Source organism: Natronococcus sp. (assembly GCF_047921035.1).
GTDB lineage: Archaea > Halobacteriota > Halobacteria > Halobacteriales > Natrialbaceae > Natronococcus.
On the sequence record NZ_JBLRWX010000033.1, the window covers coordinates 13,179 to 35,200 of the forward strand.

Genomic DNA, 22,022 nt, shown 5'->3' on the forward strand with positions numbered 1-22,022 from the left:
AGCTCCGAACGAACCCCCGGATTCGAACCGCCGATCGAACCACCACACCCACAACGTATGCCCACATGACAACACAACGAGGCGACATCAGAACCGGTATCGTCGGACTCGGGAACATCGGTCGCTACCACGCCGAACGGCTCCTCGAGCTCGACGTTCCCCTGGTCGGCGGGATGGACGTCGCGGCCGACGCGCGAACCCGTTTCGCCCGTCGGTACGACGTCGACGTCTACGACGATCACCACGAACTGTACGACGCCGTCGACGCCGTCATCGTCACGACGCCGAACAAGTACCACGAGGAGTACGCGGTCGACGCCTTCGATCGGGGCCTGCACGTCCTCCTCGAGAAACCGCTGGCCCACTCCATCGAGAGCGCCGAACGGATCGCGAGCGCCGCGGCCGACAGCGACGGCTACTGCATGGTCGGTTTCAACAACCGGTTCGCGAACACGGTTCGGATCGTCAGGAACCGGATCGAACGGGGCGAACTCGGCGACGTGACACACATCGAGGCGAACTACGTTCGCCGACGGGGGATTCCGGGACGCGGCTCGTGGTTCACTCGACGCCAGATCGCCGGCGGCGGCGCGCTGATCGATCTCGGCGTCCACGCCATCGACCTCGCACTGCACCTGCTCGGCGATCCAGCCGTCGCGGAGGTAACCGGGGTCACCCGCGGCGAGTTCGGCTCTCGAGAGGAGTACGCCTACCTGGAGATGTGGGGCGACGACGCGGGGCCGGCCGGCTTCGACGTCGACGACTCCGCCAGCGCGTTCATCCGGACCGCGGACGACCGGTCGATCTCGCTCGAGGTCGCCTGGGCGACCAACCGGCCGGAGAACAACGAGTTCGTCGTTCGGGGAACCGACTCAGCGGCCGTGTTCGACCTCCTCGACGGCGACCTCTCGATCCACTCGGCGAGCACGGCCGGCTCGGACCACCTCGAGGATACGTCGATCGAGACGCGACAGAACGATACGCACACGGAGGAACAGCGGACGTTCTTCGACTCGATCGCGGCCGGCGAGGTCGGCAACGAGAGCGTCCAGCAGGCGCTTTCCGTCCAGCGGGTGATCGACGGGATCTACCGCTCGAGCGAGACGGGGCGGACGGTCGCGATCGGCGAGCAGGAGTAGCGGGCTCATTCACGGAATCGGCGAACGACCGCCTCTCCAGTCGACGGATCGGTCACGTCGACCCGACCGGTACCGGAGACGGTGACGTCGTACCCGGCGTACTCGAAGGAGAGCGACAGTTCGGTCGAGGGGGCGCCTCGAAACAGCGCGTCGAGCGCCTCGGGATCGACGACGGCGTACAGCGGTTCATAGGCCGGCGGCTCGATCGCCGTCACGTCGACCCCCTCGTGTCTGGCGACTGCCTCGATGATCGCCCGTATCGGATACTCCGCTCCGTCGGCCGCCGACGGATCGCTCGGAGCGGTCATACGAGCAGTACCAGACACCTGCCGATAAGGGTAGTGGTCCGTGTACGTTTCTGACAACGGCCCGGTACGGCCCGCCTACGCCTCCCCGCGGGCGCGTTCGAACGCCCCGATCGCCGCCTCCCGCCTGCTCGCGTGATCGACGATCGGATCGGGGTAGTCCGGAGCGAGTTCGGCTCGCTCCTCGGGCGTGAGGTCGGGCCACTCGTGGATCCGAGCGGCCGGAACGTCCTCGAGTTCGGGGACGTACTTCCGAACGTACGTCGCGTCGGGATCGTACTCCCGGCACTGTTTCGTCGGGTTGAACACCCGGAAGTACGGCTGGGCGTCCGCTCCGGTCGAGGACGCCCACTGCCAGCCGGCGACGTCGCTCGCGGTCTCGTGGTCCGCGAGGTGGCGTCGGTACCAGTCGTAGCCCTCGCGCCAGTCGACCAGCAGATCCTTCGTCAGAAACGAGGCGACGAGCATCCGAACGCGGTTGTGGACCCACCCCTCAGTTCGGAGCTGGCGCATCCCGGCGTCGACGATCGGATACCCGGTCTCGCTGGCCTTCCAGGCGGCGAGCTCCTCGGGGTCGTTTCGCCACTCGAGGGCGTTCTCGTAGCCGCCGAAATCCTCCGTGACGGTCTCGGGGTTGAACGCCAGCACGTGGACGTAGAACTCCCGGAACGCCAGCTGACGGCGAAACGCGACGACGCTCTCGCGGTCGCCGTCGCTCGCCGCGTCTTCGAGCGCCCGCTCCGTTTCGGCGTACACCTCCCGGGGACCGATCGTCCCCCACTTGAGGTGCGTCGAGAGCCGGGACGTCGATCCCGCGGCGGGGACGTCACGTTCGTCCGCGTACCGGTAGATCGCGTCCGAACGGAACGTCTCGAGTCGGTCCCGTGCTGCGTCGCGGCTCACCGTCGGGGGGGCGGCGTCGGGTTCGTCGAACCCGAGTTCCGCGAGCGAGGGGATCGGGTCGGCCTCGGTCTCGAGGGCGGCGAGGGCGTCGGCGTCCGGTTCGGGCTCGGGATCGGCCTTCTCCCGGTCGCGCCACTTCTTCCAGAAGTACGAGAACACCGAGTAGTGGTCGCCCTCGTTCGGGGAGATCGACCCCGGCTCGTGGTGGAGGCCGTCCGTAACCGACTCGTGGTCGATCCCCGACTCCTCGAGGGCCGTCCGGACCGCCTCGTCGCGCTCGGCGGCGAGCCCGCTGTAGTCCTCGTTCCAGACGACTCGAGGCGCGTCGCGCTCGGCTGCGACGGCGGGAACCACGTCGCTCGCCGCCCCGCGGCGGACGAGGAGATCGGCGCCGCGGTCGCGGTACCACCCCCGGAGGTCGGCGAGGGCCTCGCGGAGACAGGCGACCCGGATCGGCGACGCGTGCTCGAGGATCGTCGGATCGAGGACGAACAGGGGAACGACCCGGTCGGCCCGGGCCGCTCGAGCGAGGCCGCGGTTATCGGCGCCTCGCAAGTCGTTGCGGTGCCAGTGGACGATCATGCCGGAGTCGACGGAAGCGGGGGGCAAAGTTTCGGGCCCTACTCCGTTGGGGCTCACTCGCCTCCCGGCTCCCCGATCCGATCGAACCGCCGGCCGAGGTACCGGCGGCCGGTGGAGACGATCCCCTCGACGGTGTAGTTGACGCCGATGTAGACGCTGACCAGGGCGAGGACGGTTCCCGCGACGACGTCGAGGAACCAGTGGATGCCCAGATACATCGTCGAGATCGCAACGCTGACGGCGAGAAAGCCCGACAGCGGAACCCAAAGCGGGTACCGGTCGCGGGTCAGCCAGGCCAGGAAGAAGACGGTCATCGACAGCGACGTGTGCAGCGACGGGAAGACGTTCGTGTTCTGGTTGACCTGGTTCGTGAGCGTCCGCGACTGCGGGAAGGCGTCGTACAGCAGCGGTTCGAACACCAGCGGGTCGAAGTTCCGGGGGCCGTAGGCGATAAAGACGATGTAACACAGCAGCCCGATCCCATAGTTGGCGGTAAACGCCAGCAGCAGCGTCGACAGCTCCTCCATCTCCTCGAGCGCGAAGTAGGCGACGATCGGGAACAGCAACAGGAATGCGTAGCCGTAGATGTAGATGAAGACGAAGAACTCGGTCAGCGCCTCGGTCTGGATCGACTGGAGGAGGACGACCGGCGTCTCGCCGAGCAGCCGCTGTTCCAGGGCAAACAGCGTGTGGGTGATGTTGTGCCCGATTACCCGACGCTCGAGGCGCATGACGACGTCCCGGGTCGACCACCGCAGCGCGAGGACGATCCCAAGCGCGGCGATCGGGAGCAGACAGGCCTCGAGTCGCCACCGGTAGCCCCGAATCGCGTCCACGAGACGGCGGGGTCCGACGAACACCAGCGTCGCCGTGACGAGCATCGTCGTCACGACGAGCGCGAGTTCGAGGACGACCTGGGCGAGGGTCATACGGGATACGTACGACGCGGGAGACATTAATACGGCCCGGTCGGTCGTCCCGTCGGTCACATACCGCCTGGCCGGTCGTCCCGTCGGTCACATACCGCCCGGTCGGTCGTCCCGCCGGTTACTCGAGCAGGACGCCGTCCTCGTACCGGTAGTTCTCCGCTTCAAAGAGGGACCGCGCCTGATCGACGTCGACCTCGCCGTCCGAACCCGGAAACGCGGTGAGTTCGGTTTCTTCGTCGCCGAACTCGCTCTCGCGGACGCCGAACAGCGAGCTGCGCGCTCGAGCCGGCTCCGCGAACCCGTCGAACAGTTCGGCGGCGGCGTGCTCGCGGTCGAGCAGCCGCGAGAGGAGCCGGCGGAAGTGGGGGTTGCCGAGCTGTTCGTGGTGGCTGTTGTAGCCGATCATGTAGAACTCGTCGGTCTGCGTGGTCAGCACGGACCGACCCGGCAGTTCGCTGACCCTCCCGGTTGCGTCGGCCGGGAGCGGAGTTCCGGTGAGGTCGATCTCCTCGTTCTCGAGCAGGTCGACGACCGCACCCGAGTTCGGGGCGACAACGAACCTGATCCCGTCGAACTGTGGAAACTCCTCGAGGACCGCGGGCCGGTCGTCGGCGTCGTAGAAGACGTGGTCGGTAAACGGCACGAGTTCGACCTCGGCGTCGGTGGTGACGTCCGCGAGCTCGAACAGCCCCGATCCGACCGGCTCCTCGTTGTCGTCGACGAGGGCCTCGGTCCGGCGCTCGCCGACGACGGCCGATCGCGGTTCCCAGACGTGGGCGGGTAACACCGGAATCCGGAACGCTCGGACCGCCGTCTCTCGGTTCGCGGTTCGAAACGAGAACTCGACCGTCCGGGATCCGGTGGGCTCGACGCTCTCGACGAGGCTCTGCTGACCCCGGTAGCGGGGTGCGGGAACCCCGCTCTCGGTGTCGCCGAGCGACGTGTCCCGGAGAAACCGGTGGGTGAAAGCGACGTCCTCCGCGTCGAGGGGCTCTCCGTCGTGCCAGCGCTGGTCGTCCCGCAGGGTGACCGTCGCCTCGAGCAGCGATCCGCCGCCCCACTCGACGTCCTCGGCGAGCCAGGGGATCGGCCCGTCGTCGGTTTCGTGGACCAGCGGATCGTACAGCAGCGCCAGCAGCGCGGGAATCCGGTTGGAGTCGACGACGATCGGGTTCAGCCGGTTGGTGAGCGCCTCGCCGAAGACGCCGACCTCGAGCGGACGGTCCCACGGCCCCTCGGCGGACGGCTCCGAGAGGATCTCGAGGTAGTCGATCGGTCGGTACGGCGGGCCCGAAACGGTCTCGGACAGCGTCGCTCCGACGGCACCGATCCGTGACGGAAAGGCGACGGTCGTGTACGGCACCGTCTCGGAGAGATGTTCGAACAGCTCCGAGAGCACCCCCTCGCGGTCTCCGTTCGTGGCGGTAAGCTGGCTCTCGAGCAGGTCGTCTGCGGTAACGTCCGAGAACTGAAACGGGTTCTGCCAGCCCGCTTCGGTGGCGTACCGGGAGTGCAACAGCCCGCGAAGCGCGTCGTACTCGTCGATCCCGTCGTGTCTGGCGACGAAGACGTCGTACTCGCCCTCGAGCAGGACCTCGCGGTACAGTTCGGCCTTGGCGATCGGCTCGAACGTCGCGTCGATCCCGGCCCGCTCGAGGTTTTCCCGGAGCTGGCTCGCGATCTTCGCGGCGACGAGGTCGTCGTCCGCGGGCACCGCCTTGATCGTCAGCGAAACCTGATCAGGTCCGGGGTTCTCGGCCCGTGACCAGAGCCTCTCCGTACAGCCGGCGAGCGAGCCGGCGATACCGGTGGCGGTCCCCGCAAGCACTCTCCGACGCGTCGTCGGAGAACCGACGTCCTCCATATACCGGAGGGTACGGCTCCGCCGTGTATAGGACTTACTCCCGAAGCGACAACTCGAGTAGCTGCTTCAGGGAGGCTCTATCGGGTGATATTTCGTCCTAGGGCGGTCTGGACGGTCGGAGGAAACGTTAAGAGAGTTGATTGTGTACATCCGATCCGTCTCCCGTCACGACTCCCCGATCGACCCGCGGTCGACGCGTCGGGGGTCGACAGCGTGATTCCGATGACAGACAGAAGCCTTCACCTTCCGGTCGCAGCACAGCCCTCGGTCGACTCGTTCGTCGACCTCGCAGTACTCGGCGAGTCCCGCGGCTACGAGTACGCCTGGCTCCCCGAAACCTGGGGCCGGGACGCGGTCACCGTTCTGACCACGATGGCCCGCGAGACCGACGAGATCGGCATCGGACCGAGTATCGTCAACGTCTACTCGCGGTCGCCGGCGCTGCTCGGCCAGACGATGACGACCCTCCAGGAGGTCGCCGACGGACGGCTCCGGGCGGGGATTGCGCCGAGTGGCCCCGCCGTCATCGAGGGCTGGCACGGCGTCGAGTTCGACCGCCCCCTCCGGCGGACCCGCGAGTACCTCGAGATCATGCGCGCGGTGATGAGCGGAGACCCCGTCAACTACGACGGCGATATCTTCTCGCTGGCGGGGTTTCGGCTCCGCTGTGATCCCCCGTCCGAACCCGTCCCGATCGACGCCGCGGGGATGGGACCGAAGTCGGTCGAACTCGCGGGCCGGTTCGCCGACGGCTGGCACGCGATCGTCTTCACTCCCGACGGGCTCGAAGAGCGCCTCGAGGACCTCCGGCGCGGGATGGAACTCGGCGACCGCGACCCCGAGGACGTCCGCGTCACGCTCTCGGTAACGGCGTGTGCGCTCGAGGACGGCGACCGCGCCCGCGACCTCGCCCGCCAGCACCTGGCGTTCTACGTCGGGGCGATGGGAACCTACTACCGGGAGTCGCTCGCCCGACAGGGGTACGAGGAGGCGGCGAACGAGATCGCCGCCGCGTGGGCCAGCGGCGAGCAAGAGCGCGCCGTCGAGCGGATTCCCGACGCGTTGCTCGACGATCTCGGTGCCTCGGGCACCCCGGAGCGCGCCCGCGAGGAACTCGAGAAGTTCGAAGCGATCGACGGCGTCGACGACCTCGCGATCGGGTTCCCCCGCGGCGCCGACCGCGCGGAGATCGAGGCGACGATGGAGGCGCTCGCACCGGATCGATAAAATAGCTGACGAGAGCCGTCGCTACGGCAAAATCGAGGAGCGGACCGGACCCGTAGCCGGCACGACGAGGTGCTGAAAAACGGATCGGAGATTCCTCGGTGCAGAGATCGCTAGCTGCGGGTACCGGACGCGGGTCGCGCTACCGGGACGAGATCCCGTAATCGACGTGTACCTCCGGGGTGCTCGCCGAATCGGACATCTCGACGCCGTTCCAGTCGACGACGTGCACGTTAGCCATCTGGCCCGAGAAGCGAAACCGCTGCACGCCGACCTCGATCGTTCCTTCCGCGACGCCGCCCGAGACGACCGTCCCTTCCGCGACGGGATCGTCCGCGAGCATCTCGATCTCGCCGTCGACCGCGATCTCGAAGCTCGAGGGCACGCCGCGGCCGACGATCGTAACCAGATTCGGAAGCCGATCGTCCCGGCTCCCGGAAGTGTCGTTCTGCACCGAAGTGTCTGATGACATAATTCCATAAGTTGAGCATCCCGGCATAAGCTTTCTTGTCGGTTAAAAAGTAGCTCAAAATGAAGGATAACGTTTCGAACGAAACCTGCCCTGGAGACCGTCGGTTTCGGTTATCGTCGCCGTCTAGCCCGTCTCGCTGCCACTATTCGGGAGAACGTCTATCGGCAACCATAATAAGGATTTCTGATACGGAAGGACAGGAGAGGTACTCGCGGTGCGGTATCGACAGCCGGTAGCGGAACCTCCGGGAGGGGGTGGCGATGAGGGGCTCATACGGTTTCCTGTACGTCATTACCGGCGCAACCGCGACCCGTACGGCGGTTGCGCCGGTACATCGTTACAGCAATCCGTATCACTCGATCGGGAGCGGCGTCGTATCGATACTCGCTCGCCGTCCGTCCAGCACGCCGAACCGATCCCCCCGTCGGCGCTCGAGCCAGTACAGCAGTCGCTCGGCCCACTCGAGTTTGCGGGCCTTCGTCGGGCCGACGGACGGATCGTCGAACGCCCAGCCGACGAACCGGAGGCGGGCGGCCCCGAGGTGATCCGCGAGGAAGGCCGCCCGGTCGCCGTCGGTAAACCCGCCGACGTTCAGGACGGAATCCCGGGGTGCGACCTGCGTCGTCGGTAGGAGCCACTCGCCGCGACAGTCGGGAACGACGGCCCGAAGCTGCGCCACGTTGTCGCCGTGGGCGTGGACCGCGACCGGCGTCTCCCGCTCGGTCAGCCGCCCGACGGTATCGGGGTTCTTGTCGAGATCGGTGATCATACAGTCGACGTCGACGCCGGCCTCGAGGAGAGTGTCGGCGGCCGTCGAGGCGGCGAAAACGACGTCGGCCTCGCGGGCGTCCTCGAGTTCGGTCGCGAGGGTCGGACCGGCTCCTGCGATCGCGACGGTCGCTCCGTCGGCTGCGTCGAGGCGCTCGAGGTCGAACGGTTCCGCAAGCGAGGCGAGGACGTCCCGCGCGTGCTCGTCGTCGCCGCGGTCGTAGCCGAACTCGCGACGGATCGCCTCGTAGACCGGTTCCCACTCGTCGAACTCCATACGCCTACTCCGGGCTGGCGGCGTATGTGTCTGTGCGTTCGACAGGAGCCCGGCCTCGTCACTGGTCGACGTAACGCCACAATAATTCCGTGTTGTGGGCCGGGCGTCGCCTCCAAAGTACCCCTACCCGGGAGACCGCCCGGCGTCCATCACGTCCTTTCGGAGCCTCCGACATAAGCTTTCTCTTGACTTACCAGTTCGGCTGAATACGGTGGAATCCGGCGAGAGCCGTCGTTTCCCGCCGGAATCGAACCGAAACGATCGAACGTCAACGGTCGACTATCGTCGACTGCCGCCGGCGACGGCACGTCCGATCCCGTAACCCGACCTCCGGCTCGAAACGTCGAGGATCCCTCGGCGCCGACGAAACCGATCAGTCGGTCCGTTCGTCGAACGCGTCGGCGATCACGGCCGCGTCCCGCGTCTCGGCGACGTCGTGGGCCCGGACGACGTCCGCGCCGCGTTCGATCGCCATCGCGGTCGCCGCCAGGCTCGCCGGCAGGCGGTCTCCGGTCTCCCGACCGACGAGGTCGCCCAGGAAGTTCTTCCGGTTGATCGAAACCAGGATCGGCCGCTCGAGGTTTCGGAACTCCGCGAGCCGACGGAACGTCTCCCGGTCGTCCTCGAGGGTCTGGGCCTCGCTCCAGCCGCCGAAGGCGGGATCGACGAGCGTCTTGTCGGTCAGTCCGTTCTGTTTCAGCGCCTCGTACACCTGATCGACGTAGTCGGCTCGCTCGGCCCAGTCCGACGACGTTCGTCGAGTCCAGTCGGTTTCCTCGACCGCACCGGGACGCTCGAGGTCCGGCGGGCTGGCCATCTTCGCGACCGCGGCGTCGTGGGCCCCACAGACCGCGGGCATCTTCGGATCCGCGAACCCGCAGATGTCGTTGACCATGTCGAACCCCCGCTCGAGGGCCGCGTCGGCGACCTCGTGGTACCGGGTCTCGATCGAGAAAACCGCGTCGCCCTCCACGCGATCGATCGTCTCGCAGGCGACGCCGAGTCGCTCGAGTTCCTCCTCGGCCGAGAGCACCTCGAAGCGCTTGTTCGCCGACTCGAGGCCGACGTCGACGACGTCGGCGCCTTCGCCGATCAGTTCCTCGTCCACGTAGCGGGCCGCCTCGCCCGGATCGTCGTAGACGCTCGGATCGTACGGCGACTCCTCACTGACGTTCAACACACCCATGATCCGGGTCGGATACCCGTCACCGATCCCGAGTCCGGCCGCGTCGACGCTGTGCATACCGCCACTGCGGAGGCGAGGTAGAAAGCTACCACGGTCCCGGCGAACGACGGCAACGGAGCACATGCTGCGGACCGAGCGTCTACGAGTCGTCCTCGAGCGGGGCCAGCCGGGAGTCCCGCAGCAGGACCTTCTTGACGATGACGGGGTTCTCGAGCAGGCGGTGTTTCGCGTGGGCACCTCGACCACGCCCCCGGCCCTCGCGTTCGGACTGGATGACGTTCAGGAAGTTCTGCTCCTGGAGGATCTCCTGGACACGCCGCTCGGAGAGGACGTCGAAGCCCAGCCGACGGGCGACCTCCTTGTACTGGTTGTAGATGATCTTCGTCGGGAACTCCTTTTCCGTGCTGTTCTCGGTCAGAATCGTCAGCGAGTAGAGGATCGCCTTCGCCTGCTGGGGCGAGCCCTCGATGAGTTCGTTGAAGCGGTCGGCCTCTGTCTTCTCCTTGGCATCGCGAACGTGGTCGGCGGTGACGCGGTCGGCGTTCTGTTTTTTCGCGATGCGGCCCGCGTTTCGGAGGATGTCGATCGCCTTGCGCGCGTCGCCGTGCTCCTGGGCCGCGAGCGCGGCCGTCAGCGGGATCACGTCGCCCGAGAGTACCCCGTCGTGGAAGGCGTCGCGGCGCTTCTCTAAGATCTCGACGAGTTGGTTGGCGTCGTACGGCGAAAAGACGAGTTCGTCCCTCGAGAGGCTGGATTTGACCCGTTCGGAGAGGTGGTCGGGGAAGTCGATCTTGTTCGAGATGCCGATGATACCGATGCTCGAGTCCGAGATCCGGCGGTTCTCGCCCGCCCGCGAGAGCTTTCGCAGGACCTCGTCGTCCTCGAGCATGTCGATCTCGTCTAAGATGACGATCGTGACGTCCGTACAGCGATCGACGGCCTGCCAGAGCCGCTTGTAGTAGTCGCCGGTTCCCAGCCCGCGGTCGGGAACGGTGATCCCGCTCTGCTCGGGGTCATTGACCAGCTGGGCGATCGTCTTGACGATCGAGGCCTCGGTGTTCTGTTCGCCACAGTCGATGAAGGCGTAGTTGACCGTGACGTCGTCGCGTTTGGCCTCCGAGATCACCCGCTTCGCCACCGACCTCGAGATTAGGGACTTGCCGGTGCCGGTCTTGCCGAAAATAAAGAGGTGGTTTGGCTCGCTGCCGAAGATCGCGGGGTTCAGGGCGTCCGCAACGCGTTGCATCTGCTCGTCGCGACCGACGATCCGGTCCGGGCCGGGCAAGTGCGTGATCTCGAGCAGCCGCTCGTCGGCGAAGATCGGATCGTCGTATCGGAAGAGCGGATCGCGGTCGTCGTTCGCGGACATTGCAGTACCCCGTCCCTTCCCACCGAACTGAAATAAAGGTATGGAGATCGGTCGCGGATGTAAACTTCCCGCGTGATGGCTTCAGCAGGACGTATGCGGAGGGTTAAAAGAGACGGTCGATATCGCCGCCCTCGCGCTTGTGAGTGGGCGTTCGGAGCGTGGGAGCGTTCGACGGGGACCCCCCTCGCGGATGTAACTGGTTCCGAGCGCGTCTCCCCCGCGGAAACTGCCGACGACTCTTCCGATCGAGACGGGAACCCGGAACTGGGAATCGTATATCGTCACTTCAGGAGCCAGAGGTCGGAATATCGGCGTTTCCGGAACCTGTCAGTCGATTCGCTCGGGACACACACCCCCCTCGCGGATGTAACGGCGAACGGGTGGGTGGGCTCGAGCTGAGAGCCGAAAATCCCCCGCTTTTCTCGCTGAGAGTGAAGATTTACAACCGCGACGGAGGTGTGTAACCGATCAGAACCTCCCCACACCTGTACGGCGTTACAAACGCGAAGGGGGTGTGTCCCCTCCGACCGCCGCGTTCGATCGGAATGACCTCCCTCGAGACCGCTCCAGCCGTCGACTACGGGAAGAAACAAACGAGACCGAGGGGTCCCTCTCAGGGTCGCGACCGACGGATCGGAACTGGTACCCGAGTTGAACGACGTCTCAGAGCTCGAGTACGGGACGTCTCTTCTTCCTTTCTTCTTCCTTCCTCCTTACTAGACTAGTACTCTACTCTACTACTACTACACAACCAACACAACCAACACAGACAACACAAACTGCACAAACTGTACAAAATCCACTTAAGTTATCTAAGGCACCTACCGTAGCTATTCTAGATAGTTACCGTTTGTAAGTATATCAACTATTACAGATTTTGGGCCTATCCTACCTATTCCAGACTAGTGAGTGTCCGATCGATGGTGGAGTACGACGAGTTCCGACACGGAATCCTCGAGACGGCTCGGCCGGCCGAACCGACGTCGCTCCCGAGTACGGTCCTCGAGCCAGTTCCCGTCCCGAGACGCACCGGGACCAGTCGACTTTTGCGAGCGCACTCGCTACCGGCGGTATGAACCGCCGATATCCCTCTCGAGTCACCGATCGCGCTCGAGCGCGCCGAAACGCCTTCCGCCAGCGACGTTCGAACCATGACTGAGCCGACCGAAGCGACCACGGACGATCAGAACGCGACCACGGACGACCCGAACGCGACCTCCGCCGACCGAACGCCGCCGGCGGTCGCAATCGTCGACGCGAAGACGCCGGGCAACGTCGGCACCATCGCCCGCGCGATGAAGAACTTCGGGTTCGAGGAACTCCTGCTGGTCGACCCTCCGGAGCTCGACCCCGACGGCGAGGCCTACGGCTTCGCGGGGCAGGCTCGAGAGGATATCCTCCCGAACGCGACCGAGCTATCGTTCGACGAACTCGCCGAGAGCTATCACACGATCGGCTGTACTGCAGTCACGAACGAGGACGATCGCAGCCACATGCGCTACCCCTACTCGACACCGGCCGACCTGGCAGAACGCCTGCCGACGGTCGAGGCGCCGACCGCGCTGGTCTTCGGTCGCGAACGGGTCGGGCTCACGAATGAGGAACTCGTGCGGATCGACGAGATCTGTGCGATCCCCGCGAGCGAGGCGTACCCCGTGTTGAACCTCGGGCAGGCCGCAACGGTGACGCTGTACGAACTTCGCACGCTCACGCTTCCCGCCGACGGAACGCAGCTACCCGACCTCGACCGCACCCGGGCGCCGGAGCCGACCCTCGATCGGCTCTACGACCAGTGGGGCGCCCTGCTCGAGGAGCTCAACCACCCCGACGAGAAACGCGACAAGACGATGCGGATGCTCCGGCGGGTGTTCGGCCGCGCGGACCTGACCGAACGCGAGGCGAACACGCTGCTCGGGATTCTCCGCCGAGCGACCGAACGCCCCGCTGAGGACTGATACGGATCGCTGTAACGATTTGCCGGTGCAACCGCCGACCGGATCGCGGTTGCGCCGGAACTGACGTACAGGAAACCGTCTGAGATCACCGTGCTATCCCGAACGAGACGGCGTTCGCTATCCGGCGGTTCGCCCCGAAAAACAAGTACGGGAGCCTGACTCGATCGTAACTCCCGATCCTACCGATTCGGAATCGACCGAACGGGGCTCCGATCCGCGACGCGCTCTACGGACGTCGGCGCGTACTCGCCGTCCTCGGTGATCGTCCCGGTCCACCCGCAGTCGGGACAGCCGACGAGCCCCTGGCCGTCGACGAGTCCCCGGCCGCAGTCGGGGCAGCCGTCCGACCGCGTCGACGGGGCCGTCTCGGCGCCGCCGTCATCGCCGGCTTCCGTATCGATGCGCTCGTCGACCGCGTTGGTCGGCACGAGGCCCTCGCCACAGCGAACGCGAGCGATCACGTCCTCGGTCGTGATCGTCTCCTCGCCCGTCGAATGGGGGTAGACGGCGACCAGTTCGTCGTCGGCGTAGCACTCGAGACACAAAAGCGGGGTCACGAGGACCTCGCGGCGCTCGTCGGTCACCTGCGAGGTCGTCGTCCGGGTTCGAAACGGCGGTTGGATCGAGACGTCCCGTCGGTCGGCCCACTGTTCGAAACGGTCGTAGGTCTCGAGGACCTCCTGGTAGGGGCTGTCGTCGGAGAGCCGCACCTCCTTCGGCCAGCTCCGAACCAGCAGGTCGTCGATCCGCCCCTCCTCCTCGCAGGCGCGCAGGCTCTCGATCTGACTGTCGACGGGCTCGAGCAACAACGGCGCCCGCACGTGACACACCACCGTCAGCGTCCGTGTTTGTGCGTTCATACTGGGTCCCCTCTCTCGTGTGAGCTAGCCAACGCTATCTCGTATAAACCTTTGTGAGGGGGGTTCTCGAGGGTCTCGGTAGCAGTTGCCGTATACGATCGCTCGCCCTCGACGGGACCGTCCTAGTCGGCTCTCGACTCCGGACTAACGGCCTCGGTCTCCTGTGGGATGCCGCCGTCGGTTCTGGCTTCCGTCGATCGCTCCGGGGAGCGAGCGGGGAGGGTCGGCCGTCGGTAGCTCTCGGTCAGGGAGTCGACGACTCGAGCGAGGCGGCGGCGCTTGATGGCGGCGAAGCCCGCGAGGATCGTCAGTAGCCCCAGTACCGTCAGCGAGTCGACGACGTAGCCGAGCAGCACCCAGCTCACACCGATCGCGACCGCGGGCTCGGCGTACCCCACCAGCGCGACCTGGGTCGGGCCCGCCCGGTCGAGCAACTGGAAGTACAGCAGGAAGGCGAACACGCTCGAGACGAGCGTCAGGTAGGTAAACGAGAGCAGCGCCGTCGGCGTCACGTCGATCGCGGCGATCGACTCGCCCCGAAGCGGGGCGCCGACCAGCAGGACCGCCGCGCCGACGAGCATCGCCCAGGCCTGCAGCGTCTCGAGGGGGAGCCCGGCGTCGAGCGGTCGCGCGAGGACCGTTCCGACCGCGAACGCGATCGCGGCACCGAAGACGAGGCCCGCACCCAGCAGGAGTTCGGTATCGAGCCCCGTCGGCGACGGACGAACGACGGCGACGACGCCGATCAGCCCGAGGACGAGCCCGACGACGCCCGCGGCCGAGAGTCGCTCTCGCGGGAGGATCGCCCCGGCGAACGCGGCGGTGAGGATCGGCGCGGTGCTCGCGACCGTCGCCGCGATCGCGCCGGGAACGTACAGTTCACCGACGTACAACAGCGCGTGGTAGAACGCGATGAGGAAGACCCCGGCGACGCCGACCGAGAGCCACTCGGTCCGATCGACGGGTCGGAGCCGATCGGTCACGACGGCGGCGTATCCGAAGACGATCAGTCCCGCGACGCCGTAGCGGAGCCCGGCGAACAAAAGCGGCGGCACGTACTCGAGGCCGATCTCGATCGCGACGAAGGAGGTCCCCCAGCAGATCGCGAGGATCGAGAACAACACCAGATCACCGTATCCTGATCGAAAGAGCGCGCGTCGAGTCATGGAACGTTCGAAATTCGTCGACATACTTAGAGCCTTCTACAACGGCGCTCTCGGGATCGGATGCAGAATCACACATATAAACACAATCCGAACCGGGCCCCGAAAAGAGGGGCTACTATTAGAGAAAGATCCAACCACGAGCGTCCGAGTCGAAAGGCCGATCACGCTATCGCTCGAACTCGCGGCATGGACGAACGCGACGTGCGTCTGCTGAAGGCGATCGCCGAGCGCGAGACGGGTAGCCCCGAAGCGCTCCACGAGGCGACCGGGATACCGGTGTCGACGATCCACTACCGGCTCAACAACCTCCGCGAGGAGGGAATCATCGCCAACGACCGCTACGAGATCGACCTCGAGGAACTCGGACTCGACGTCACCGTCATCGTCGAGATCCACGCTGACTACCGGGGCTCCTACGAGGAGTTCGCGGACCGCCTGCTGACCGTCGAGGGCGTGACGAACGTCTACTTCACGATGGGCGAAACCGACTTTATCGTCGTCGCCCGACTCAGCGAGAGCGGGATGGTCGAGCGGCTGATCGCCGAGTTCGAACAGCTCGAGGGCGTCGACCGCACCGATTCCACGTTCGTGATCTCGGCGATCGAGGAGCGAGAGGCCCTACAGAGCTACGAGCTGGAGACGCTGCTCGAGGAACTGGTCGACTGAGCGGTTCCGATCGGCAGTAGGCGCCAGTGCCGGAAATCTGAGCCGTCAGTGATCCGAGCCGTCGGTGCGGAGAGCCGTTCAGGCGCGTTTCTGGATCTCCTCGCGCAGCAGCCGGCTGACGAGGTCGCCGTCGGCCTTCCCGCGAAGTGCGCCCATACACTCGCCCATGAGTCCGGAGAACGCCTGCATTCCCTCCTCCTCGACCTGCGTCTCGTTTCGCTCGACGACCTCGACGACGGCCTCGCGGACCTCGCCCTCGTCGGCGCCGCCCAGCCCGGCCGCCTCGGCGGCCTCCTCGGCCGATCGATCGGGATCCTTCGCCAGCGCTTCCAGGAGGTCCGGTACGCCCTCGTTGGGAAGGTCGCCGTCGTCGGCCATCTCGAGGACCGCCTCGAGGTGGTCATCGGTCAGGTTCTCGACGGGAACGCCGTCCCGGCGCAGTTCGGTCAGCGTCGACTCGAGGGTCGTCGCGGTCAGGGTCGGATCGACTCCCGCCGAGGTGACGGCCTCGAACAGCGGCATCCGGCGGCCGTAGGCGACCTGTTCGGCCAGCCCCTCGCCGAGGTCGAACTCCGCCTGGTAGCGCTCGACCTTCTCGGTCAGGAGTTCTGGCTCGGGGACCTCGCTCGGATCCGGCTCGACGGGCGGCACGTCCGTCTCGGGGTACATCCGCGCGGCACCGGGCAGCGGACGCAGGTAGCGGGTCGTCCCGTCGTCGTTCGCGCCGCGGGTCTCCTCGGGGACGCCCTCGAGAGCCGTCCGCGCGCGCTCGGCGACGGCCTCGATCGCCGACGTCGCGACGTCGTCGCTGTCGGCGACGATGGCGACGGCGTCCTCGGGACCGACCTCGGCGGCCACCCGTAGCTCCTCGACCTCCGCCTCGGTGACGCCGTAGGCTGGTAGCTCGTCGGTGTGGAAGATCCCGCCCGCGCCGTGGCGCTTGGCGTGATCCGAGAGTTCGGTTCCCAGACGGCGGTCGGGTGCGATCTCGCGGCCGACGACGCCGTCGAAGCCGTACAGCGGGACGGCCATGACGGATCCCCCGGAACTCAGGGCGCCACCGATGACGCCGCTGTCGGTGTCCTCGAAGATCTCGGTCACATTCTGGGACTCGCCGACGGCGGCCTCCCGTTCGGCCAGCTCGTCGCGAATCTCGACGAGTTCGACCTGTCGGGCGACCTCGTTGCGGACGATGTCGTCGATGTCGTCCAGACTCTGGACGCCCTTGATCTCGACGCGGGCGCCCTCGGCGATCGAGACGTTGACGTCCTGGCGGATCGTCCCCAGGCCGCGCTTGACCTTCCCCGTCGAGCGAAGCAGCATGCCGATCCGCTCGGCGGCCTCGAGGGCCTGCTCCGGCGACGAGATGTCCGGACTGGTGCCGATCTCGACCAGCGGAATGCCGAGCCGATCGAGGCTGTAGCGAACCCCGTCCTCGGTCTCGGCGACCCGCTGGGCGCTCTCCTCCTCGAGCAGGAGGTCCTCGATCCCCACCGGGCCGTCGCTCGTCTCGATCTCGCCGCCGGTGGCGATCAGCGTCGAGCGCTGGAAGCCCGACGTGTTCGAGCCGTCGACGACAAGCTTTCGCATGACGTGTGCCCGATCGACCGGGTTCATCTCCATGAGCTGGGCGATCTCGAGGGTCGTCTCGAGGGCCTCCTCGTCCAGCTCGTGGGGTGGCTCGTCGTCCTCCTCGACGAGACAGGTCGAGTCGTACGCGAGGTACTCGAACTCGCGGTCGACCTTGCTCTCCTCTAAAGCCGCGTCGTCGATCTCGCCCAGTTCGCTCCGCGTGGGATGCAGATAGCGGGTAAAGCGCCGCGTCGACGCCTCGGGCTCGCGCAGCTCGGTCGGACACTGGCAGAACAGCTTCGTCGCCGTGTCGAGTTGCTGGTGGATCTCCAGCCCGGCGACGAGTCCGAGCGCCTCGTAGTCGTACTCGGTCATTGACGGCCACTCTGGCGCGCGAGGGTAAAAAACCGTTCAGTCCGGCTCGCGGACGGGAACGGTTCGTCCGTTCGTCTCCGTCGGTCTCGTCCTCGCGATCTCATACGGTTTCCTGTAAGTCAGTACCGGCGCAACCGCGACCCGTACGGCGGTTGTGCCGGTAAATCGTTACAGCAATCCGTATCAGTCGTCGTCGGCCTCGAGCGCTCGCCCCGCCGACTCCGGGCGAGCCGCCGCCTCGTCGACCGCCTCGAGGACATCCGTCGACGAGGCCACGATCGCCCGCTGCCGGCAGCGCTCGTACAGTTCCCGCGCCCGCTCGCCCGCGTGGTTTCGCTCGGCGAACGGCCGGTCCTCGACGACGACGAGCGACTCCCGACCGGCGAGTTCCTCGAGCAACAGCTGATTTCCGGCGCCGACCTCGAGGTCCGCCACGACCGTCACGTCGGCGCTCTCGACCGCTCCGCGGGCCGCCTCCCGGTCGCCGGCCGAGAGCGGGGCGAACGGCTCGACCGTAATCGCCTCGATCCCCTGTCCGCGGGCGACCTCGGCGGCGGCGTCGCCGCTCGAGACCGGACCGACCGAACACGCACAGTCGGCGGCGCCGAGCCGCGCGACGACGCTCGCCGCCGTCGAGCCGTTGCCGACGACGTGGACTCGATCGGGAACGGTCACGTCGGGATCGTTCCGCAGGGCGGTCACCGTCGGCGTTCCCGTCACCGGGTTCGCCGTCACCGCCGCGGTCGCGTCGAACGCCGCGGCGAGGGTGTCCCGAGTCAGCACCGACTCCGGGGTGCCCGACTCGAGGACCGTCCCGTCCGAGAGGACGACGAGGCGGTCGCAGTAGCGCGCGGCCAGATCCAAATCGTGAATCGCGGCGACGGCGGTCCGGCCCTCCGCGACGACCTCGCGAACCAGCTCGAGCGTTTCGACCTGGTGGGTGACGTCGAGGCTGGCCGTCGGCTCGTCGAGCAGGAGGACGGGCGTCTGCTGGGCGATCGCCCGCGCGAGGACGACCCGCTGGCGCTCCCCGCCGCTTATCTCGTCGATCGGGCGGTCGGCGAACTGCGCCGTGCGGGTGCGCTCGAGGGCGCGATCGACCGCTGCCCGATCGGCCTTGTCGGGCGGGGAAAAGCGCGAGCGGTGGGGGTACCGTCCCATCTCCACGACGGTCCGAACGTCGAACGAAAAGGAGAGGTGAGTGTCCTGCGGGACGACCGCGACTAGCCGGCTTGCGGCCTTCGAGGAGCGCTCGTGTAACGGCGCACCGTCGACGGTTACGGCTCCACGAGCGGGCTCGAGCGCGCCGCTCATCGCCCGCAACAGCGTCGTCTTCCCCGCGCCGTTGGGGCCGACGAGGCCGACGAACTCGCCGGGTTCGGCGGCGACGGAGACGTCCTCGAGGACGTCGGTGTCGCCGAGCGAGAGTCCGACGCCGTCGACTTCGACCCGAGCGCCGTCGGTCGCCGCGGGGGACCGCGCGTCGTCGCTCACAGCGCGTGCACCTCCCGGCTCGTGAGCAAGTAGAGGAAGAAGGGCGCGCCGACGGTCGCGGTGACGATGCCGACGGGGACGATCGGCAGCCCGAACGCGCCGACGCGGGCGATGGTGTCGGCGACCACGAGGAAAGAGGCGCCCGCGAGCGCGCTGGTCGGCAGCAGGATGCGGTGGTCGGGGCCGACGATCAGCCGCATCATGTGGGGGACGACGAGGCCGACGAAGCCGATGATGCCGGCGACGGCGACGCCCGCGGCGGTGACGAGACTCGCCAGCGCGAGCAGGAGGAGCTTGGTCCGCTCGACGCTCACGCCGAGGTTCTGGGCGTCCTCCTCGCCGAGCAGGAGGACGTTCATCTCGCGGGTGTATGCCCCCAGCACGAGCACGCCGACGAGCGTAACGGGGAGCGCGAAGCCGACGTCGGCCCAGCTGCTTCGGTGGAGGTGGCCCATCATCCAGATGACGGCCTCCCGGAGGTTCTCGCCGCTGTGGACGACCATAAACGAGATCACGGCACCGAGGAACGCCTGGATCGCGACGCCCGCGAGCAGCAAGGTTGCGACCGGGGTCCGCCCGCCCTCGGTCGCGATGGTGTAGACGAGGAAGGCGGTGACGAGCGCGCCGACGAACGCGGGCAGGTGGACGCTCCCGATCGGAACGAGGGCGGGGAACGCGATCGCGGCGACGGCGCCGACCGCGGCCCCCGAGGAGACGCCGATGATCGACGGATCCGCGAGCGGGTTTCGGAAAAAGCCCTGCATGACCGTCCCCGCGGCCGCCAGCGCGAACCCGACCGTCGCGGCCAGCAGGATCCGCGGCAGGCGGACGTCCGCGACGATCGTCTGGTGAGTCGCCGGCACCTCGTGGGCGCCGACGCCGGCGAGGTTGAGTACGGCCCTCGAGACGGTCACCGGATCGATCCGAACCGGGCCGAGTGCCGCGCTCGCGATGACGACGACGACCAGCAACGCCGAGAGCGCCACTGACCACGAGACGAGACGGCCCGGACGGAGCATGCCTGAAAGCTTGCTTGCATTAGATAAATATTTATTGGAGTGGGTTCCACGGTTCGATCGATGCGAAAGTCACTGATCGTTTTCGTTGCGGTGCTTACGGCGCTGGCCGCGTTTACTCCCGCCGTCGCGGCGGGAGGGGGGATGGCCGACGTCGCACAGGAGGAACCGACCTGCGAGTTCCCGTTCGAGGGGGAGGACGCGACCGGGGAGACGGTGACCGTCGAGGAGGAACCCGACTCGGTGGTCGCCTTACAGCCCAGTGACGCGCAAGTAATGTACGAGATAGGGGCCGAGGAGAAGCTCTCGGGGATGCCCGTCGGCGAGTACACCGACTACCTCGAGGCCGACGAGGAGCTCGACATTACCGAGGACGACGGCGTCACGCCCGTCACCGAGGAAGTCATCGACCGCGACCCCGACGTCGTTCTCGCGGCCGCCGCCCTCGAGGGCGACGACCTGATCGACCAGCTCCGCGACGCGGGACTGACCGTCTACGTCTTCCCGACCGAGCAGTCGCTCGACGGCGTCGCCGAGAACGTCCGCCTGACCGGCGAGATCGTCGGCGAGTGCGACGGCGCCGAGGACTCGATCGACGAGATGAACGAGCGCCTCGAGATCATCGAGGAGGCCGTCGCCGACGAGGGACACCCGCTCGCGTACTACGAGATGGGCGACGGCTTCACGGCCGGGGAGGGTACCTTCCAGGACGAGATCATCACCACCGCCGGGGTCGAGAACCTCGGCGCGGAGGCCGGCATCGAGGGCTGGGCCGAGATCAGCGAGGAGGTCGTCGTCGAGGAGGATCCCGAGTGGATCGTCTACGGCGAATCCTGGGGCGACGAGCCGCCGGTCGGTGAAGCCGCGATGGGAACGACCGCCTACCAGAACGAGCAGTTCGTCGCGGTCGACGACCAGTTCATGAGCCAGCCCGGGCCGCTCGTCGTCGAGGCGATCGAGGAGATCGTCGAGGCGGTCCACCCCGAGGCGTACGCCGAGGCGGCCGACGAGACCGAGGACGAAGCCGCGGACGAGACCGACGATGCGGACGCTGACGACGCGGACGCCGACGATGCCACCGACGAGCCCGCAGCGGACGACACTGCCGAGGACGACGACTCGATCCCCGGCTTCGGCGTTCCCGCGGTCGTCGCCGCGCTCGTCGCCGTCCTCGCCGTTCTCGCTCGCCGCCGGTAACGTCCTTTCGTTCGTTGCCGCCGACCGAACCGCCCGCACTCGAGGACCTCGCACTCGAGGGATCGACTCGAGCGCGAACCCGACGCTTTTGAAAAGTGTTTACCCGGAGGCCTCCCGAGTCGGGAGTATGGTCGAGAACGTCATCTGGCCCGCCTATCTCGATGCCGACCTCTCCCGGGCCGAGGGACGACGCGTCGCCGAGGAGCTGGCCGTCGAGGAGCCGACGGTCGACGAGATCGCGAAGGCCGTCCAGCAGATCGGCTACGACGCCACGATCGAACGGGACAAATCCTACTCCCGGGAGCACTGGGCCGATCGCGGCCGGGTCGTCGTCCGGGGTTCCGACGACTCGAAGAACGACCTCGTCCAGGCCGTCGCGGCGTACGTCGTCGCGATGCGGGACTGATGCGCCGGGTCGGACAGGTCGTCCGTACCGCCCAGGGGCTCGCGATCCTGCGGGCGAACCCGGACGCCGACGACGATCGCCTCCGCGAGGAGATCGGGACGATGGTGCTCGACGACTCCCTCGAGTCGGTCGGACGCGTCGACGACGTCTTCGGTCCCGTCGACGGCCCCTACCTGGCGGTGACGCCCGACGACGACGTCCACCTGCCGTCGCTGGTCGGATCGGCGCTGTACGCGCGCTGACCCGCGGCGGGCAGGTAACGAAAAGCACCAAGAGGAGCGGGTGCGAACGCCGCGC

19 protein-coding genes and 1 pseudogene are annotated in these 22,022 nt (G+C 67.1%); 7 read left to right on the forward strand and 13 right to left on the reverse strand.

Annotation, left to right across the window (positions count from 1 at the left end; all coding sequences use genetic code 11):
* Positions 1-65: 65 nt before the first annotated feature.
* Positions 66-1,139, forward strand: a complete 1,074-nt coding sequence (locus ACNA7R_RS08870) for a Gfo/Idh/MocA family protein (protein WP_416283206.1) — start codon at positions 66-68, stop codon at positions 1,137-1,139.
* 5 nt (positions 1,140-1,144) lie between these two features.
* Here ACNA7R_RS08870 and ACNA7R_RS08875 read toward each other — a convergent pair whose 3' ends face one another.
* The 4 genes from ACNA7R_RS08875 to ACNA7R_RS08890 all read right to left on the reverse strand — a co-directional run bounded on the left by ACNA7R_RS08875 (position 1,145) and on the right by ACNA7R_RS08890 (position 5,722).
* Complete coding sequence (locus ACNA7R_RS08875) at positions 1,145-1,447, reverse strand: HalOD1 output domain-containing protein (RefSeq protein WP_416283207.1); 303 nt, start codon at positions 1,445-1,447, stop codon at positions 1,145-1,147.
* A 75-nt stretch (positions 1,448-1,522) separates the two neighbouring features.
* Complete coding sequence (locus ACNA7R_RS08880; RefSeq protein ID WP_416283208.1) at positions 1,523-2,929, reverse strand: cryptochrome/photolyase family protein; 1,407 nt, start codon at positions 2,927-2,929, stop codon at positions 1,523-1,525.
* Positions 2,930-2,982: 53 nt separating this feature from the next.
* Positions 2,983-3,858, reverse strand: a complete 876-nt coding sequence (locus ACNA7R_RS08885) for a phosphatase PAP2 family protein (RefSeq protein ID WP_416283209.1) — start codon at positions 3,856-3,858, stop codon at positions 2,983-2,985.
* 118 nt (positions 3,859-3,976) lie between these two features.
* Positions 3,977-5,722, reverse strand: coding sequence for an ABC transporter substrate-binding protein (locus ACNA7R_RS08890; RefSeq protein WP_416283210.1), 1,746 nt, complete (start codon positions 5,720-5,722; stop codon positions 3,977-3,979).
* A gap of 222 nt (positions 5,723-5,944) precedes the next feature.
* Between ACNA7R_RS08890 and ACNA7R_RS08895 the strand changes: the two genes are divergently transcribed.
* A complete protein-coding gene (locus ACNA7R_RS08895) occupies positions 5,945-6,949 on the forward strand; it encodes a TIGR04024 family LLM class F420-dependent oxidoreductase (protein ID WP_416283211.1) in 1,005 nt (334 codons plus the stop codon).
* A gap of 139 nt (positions 6,950-7,088) precedes the next feature.
* On the opposite strand, the gene ACNA7R_RS08900 is transcribed toward ACNA7R_RS08895, so the two are convergent.
* The 4 genes and pseudogenes from ACNA7R_RS08900 to ACNA7R_RS08915 form a co-directional block, all read right to left on the reverse strand.
* The gene (locus ACNA7R_RS08900; RefSeq protein ID WP_416283212.1) at positions 7,089-7,418 is read right to left on the reverse strand and encodes a hypothetical protein; all 330 of its coding nucleotides are present in this window, start codon (positions 7,416-7,418) and stop codon (positions 7,089-7,091) included.
* Between the two features lie 352 nt (positions 7,419-7,770).
* Positions 7,771-8,463: a 6-hydroxymethylpterin diphosphokinase MptE-like protein gene (locus ACNA7R_RS08905; RefSeq protein ID WP_416283213.1), complete on the reverse strand. Its 693-nt coding sequence runs from the start codon at positions 8,461-8,463 to the stop codon at positions 7,771-7,773.
* Positions 8,464-8,842: 379 nt separating this feature from the next.
* Positions 8,843-9,706 (reverse strand): annotated as a pseudogene (folP, locus tag ACNA7R_RS08910) (dihydropteroate synthase); the annotation flags it as partial.
* Between the two features lie 82 nt (positions 9,707-9,788).
* The gene (locus ACNA7R_RS08915) at positions 9,789-11,018 is read right to left on the reverse strand and encodes a Cdc6/Cdc18 family protein (protein ID WP_278291490.1); all 1,230 of its coding nucleotides are present in this window, start codon (positions 11,016-11,018) and stop codon (positions 9,789-9,791) included.
* A gap of 1,151 nt (positions 11,019-12,169) precedes the next feature.
* Here ACNA7R_RS08915 and ACNA7R_RS08920 point away from each other — a divergent pair.
* Positions 12,170-12,973 (forward strand): RNA methyltransferase, encoded by an 804-nt coding sequence (locus ACNA7R_RS08920; protein WP_416283214.1) that lies wholly within the window; start codon positions 12,170-12,172, stop codon positions 12,971-12,973.
* Between the two features lie 179 nt (positions 12,974-13,152).
* Here the strand turns inward: ACNA7R_RS08920 and ACNA7R_RS08925 are convergent, their stop codons facing one another.
* Together ACNA7R_RS08925 and ACNA7R_RS08930 are read right to left on the reverse strand one after the other, a co-directional pair.
* Positions 13,153-13,833: an HTH domain-containing protein gene (locus tag ACNA7R_RS08925; protein WP_416283215.1), complete on the reverse strand. Its 681-nt coding sequence runs from the start codon at positions 13,831-13,833 to the stop codon at positions 13,153-13,155.
* Between the two features lie 122 nt (positions 13,834-13,955).
* Positions 13,956-14,999, reverse strand: coding sequence for a DMT family transporter (locus tag ACNA7R_RS08930; RefSeq protein ID WP_416283216.1), 1,044 nt, complete (start codon positions 14,997-14,999; stop codon positions 13,956-13,958).
* 186 nt (positions 15,000-15,185) lie between these two features.
* On the opposite strand from ACNA7R_RS08930, the gene ACNA7R_RS08935 reads away from it, so the two are divergent.
* The gene (locus ACNA7R_RS08935; RefSeq protein ID WP_416283217.1) at positions 15,186-15,665 is read left to right on the forward strand and encodes an Lrp/AsnC family transcriptional regulator; all 480 of its coding nucleotides are present in this window, start codon (positions 15,186-15,188) and stop codon (positions 15,663-15,665) included.
* A gap of 78 nt (positions 15,666-15,743) precedes the next feature.
* Here ACNA7R_RS08935 and gatE read toward each other — a convergent pair whose 3' ends face one another.
* The 3 genes from gatE to btuC form a co-directional block, all read right to left on the reverse strand.
* A complete protein-coding gene (gene gatE, locus ACNA7R_RS08940; RefSeq protein WP_416283218.1) occupies positions 15,744-17,612 on the reverse strand; it encodes a Glu-tRNA(Gln) amidotransferase subunit GatE in 1,869 nt (622 codons plus the stop codon).
* A 183-nt stretch (positions 17,613-17,795) separates the two neighbouring features.
* Positions 17,796-19,106, reverse strand: a complete 1,311-nt coding sequence (locus tag ACNA7R_RS08945; RefSeq protein ID WP_416283219.1) for a heme ABC transporter ATP-binding protein — start codon at positions 19,104-19,106, stop codon at positions 17,796-17,798.
* On the reverse strand, positions 19,103-20,125 hold the full coding sequence (gene btuC, locus ACNA7R_RS08950; protein ID WP_416283220.1) for a vitamin B12 ABC transporter permease BtuC: 1,023 nt from the start codon (positions 20,123-20,125) through the stop codon (positions 19,103-19,105). The genes ACNA7R_RS08945 and btuC overlap by 4 nt, the downstream gene beginning before the upstream one ends.
* A 60-nt stretch (positions 20,126-20,185) precedes the next feature.
* Between btuC and ACNA7R_RS08955 the strand changes: the two genes are divergently transcribed.
* The 3 genes from ACNA7R_RS08955 (at position 20,186) to ACNA7R_RS08965 (ending at position 21,967) form a co-directional block, all read left to right on the forward strand.
* Positions 20,186-21,319, forward strand: coding sequence for a PGF-CTERM-anchored ABC transporter substrate-binding protein (locus tag ACNA7R_RS08955; protein WP_416283221.1), 1,134 nt, complete (start codon positions 20,186-20,188; stop codon positions 21,317-21,319).
* A 127-nt stretch (positions 21,320-21,446) separates the two neighbouring features.
* Entirely contained in the window at positions 21,447-21,725 is a 279-nt protein-coding gene (srp19, locus tag ACNA7R_RS08960; protein WP_293029112.1) for a signal recognition particle subunit SRP19, read from the forward strand.
* Positions 21,725-21,967: an H/ACA ribonucleoprotein complex subunit GAR1 gene (locus ACNA7R_RS08965; RefSeq protein ID WP_416283222.1), complete on the forward strand. Its 243-nt coding sequence runs from the start codon at positions 21,725-21,727 to the stop codon at positions 21,965-21,967. The genes srp19 and ACNA7R_RS08965 overlap by 1 nt, the downstream gene beginning before the upstream one ends.
* Positions 21,968-22,022: the final 55 nt, after the last annotated feature.

Coding starts and splice junctions, on each gene's coding strand:
- ACNA7R_RS08895 (WP_416283211.1), top strand. CDS start 5,945: ATGACAGACAGAAGCCTTCACCTTCCGGTCGCAGCACAGCCCTCGGTC.
- gatE (WP_416283218.1), bottom strand. CDS start 17,612: ATGACCGAGTACGACTACGAGGCGCTCGGACTCGTCGCCGGGCTGGAG.
- ACNA7R_RS08890 (WP_416283210.1), bottom strand. CDS start 5,722: ATGGAGGACGTCGGTTCTCCGACGACGCGTCGGAGAGTGCTTGCGGGG.
- ACNA7R_RS08935 (WP_416283217.1), top strand. CDS start 15,186: ATGGACGAACGCGACGTGCGTCTGCTGAAGGCGATCGCCGAGCGCGAG.
- ACNA7R_RS08900 (WP_416283212.1), bottom strand. CDS start 7,418: ATGTCATCAGACACTTCGGTGCAGAACGACACTTCCGGGAGCCGGGAC.
- ACNA7R_RS08955 (WP_416283221.1), top strand. CDS start 20,186: ATGCGAAAGTCACTGATCGTTTTCGTTGCGGTGCTTACGGCGCTGGCC.
- srp19 (WP_293029112.1), top strand. CDS start 21,447: ATGGTCGAGAACGTCATCTGGCCCGCCTATCTCGATGCCGACCTCTCC.
- ACNA7R_RS08885 (WP_416283209.1), bottom strand. CDS start 3,858: ATGACCCTCGCCCAGGTCGTCCTCGAACTCGCGCTCGTCGTGACGACG.
- ACNA7R_RS08875 (WP_416283207.1), bottom strand. CDS start 1,447: ATGACCGCTCCGAGCGATCCGTCGGCGGCCGACGGAGCGGAGTATCCG.
- ACNA7R_RS08920 (WP_416283214.1), top strand. CDS start 12,170: ATGACTGAGCCGACCGAAGCGACCACGGACGATCAGAACGCGACCACG.
- ACNA7R_RS08930 (WP_416283216.1), bottom strand. CDS start 14,999: ATGACTCGACGCGCGCTCTTTCGATCAGGATACGGTGATCTGGTGTTG.
- ACNA7R_RS08965 (WP_416283222.1), top strand. CDS start 21,725: ATGCGCCGGGTCGGACAGGTCGTCCGTACCGCCCAGGGGCTCGCGATC.
- ACNA7R_RS08915 (WP_278291490.1), bottom strand. CDS start 11,018: ATGTCCGCGAACGACGACCGCGATCCGCTCTTCCGATACGACGATCCG.
- ACNA7R_RS08870 (WP_416283206.1), top strand. CDS start 66: ATGACAACACAACGAGGCGACATCAGAACCGGTATCGTCGGACTCGGG.
- ACNA7R_RS08905 (WP_416283213.1), bottom strand. CDS start 8,463: ATGGAGTTCGACGAGTGGGAACCGGTCTACGAGGCGATCCGTCGCGAG.
- btuC (WP_416283220.1), bottom strand. CDS start 20,125: ATGCTCCGTCCGGGCCGTCTCGTCTCGTGGTCAGTGGCGCTCTCGGCG.
- ACNA7R_RS08880 (WP_416283208.1), bottom strand. CDS start 2,929: ATGATCGTCCACTGGCACCGCAACGACTTGCGAGGCGCCGATAACCGC.
- ACNA7R_RS08925 (WP_416283215.1), bottom strand. CDS start 13,833: ATGAACGCACAAACACGGACGCTGACGGTGGTGTGTCACGTGCGGGCG.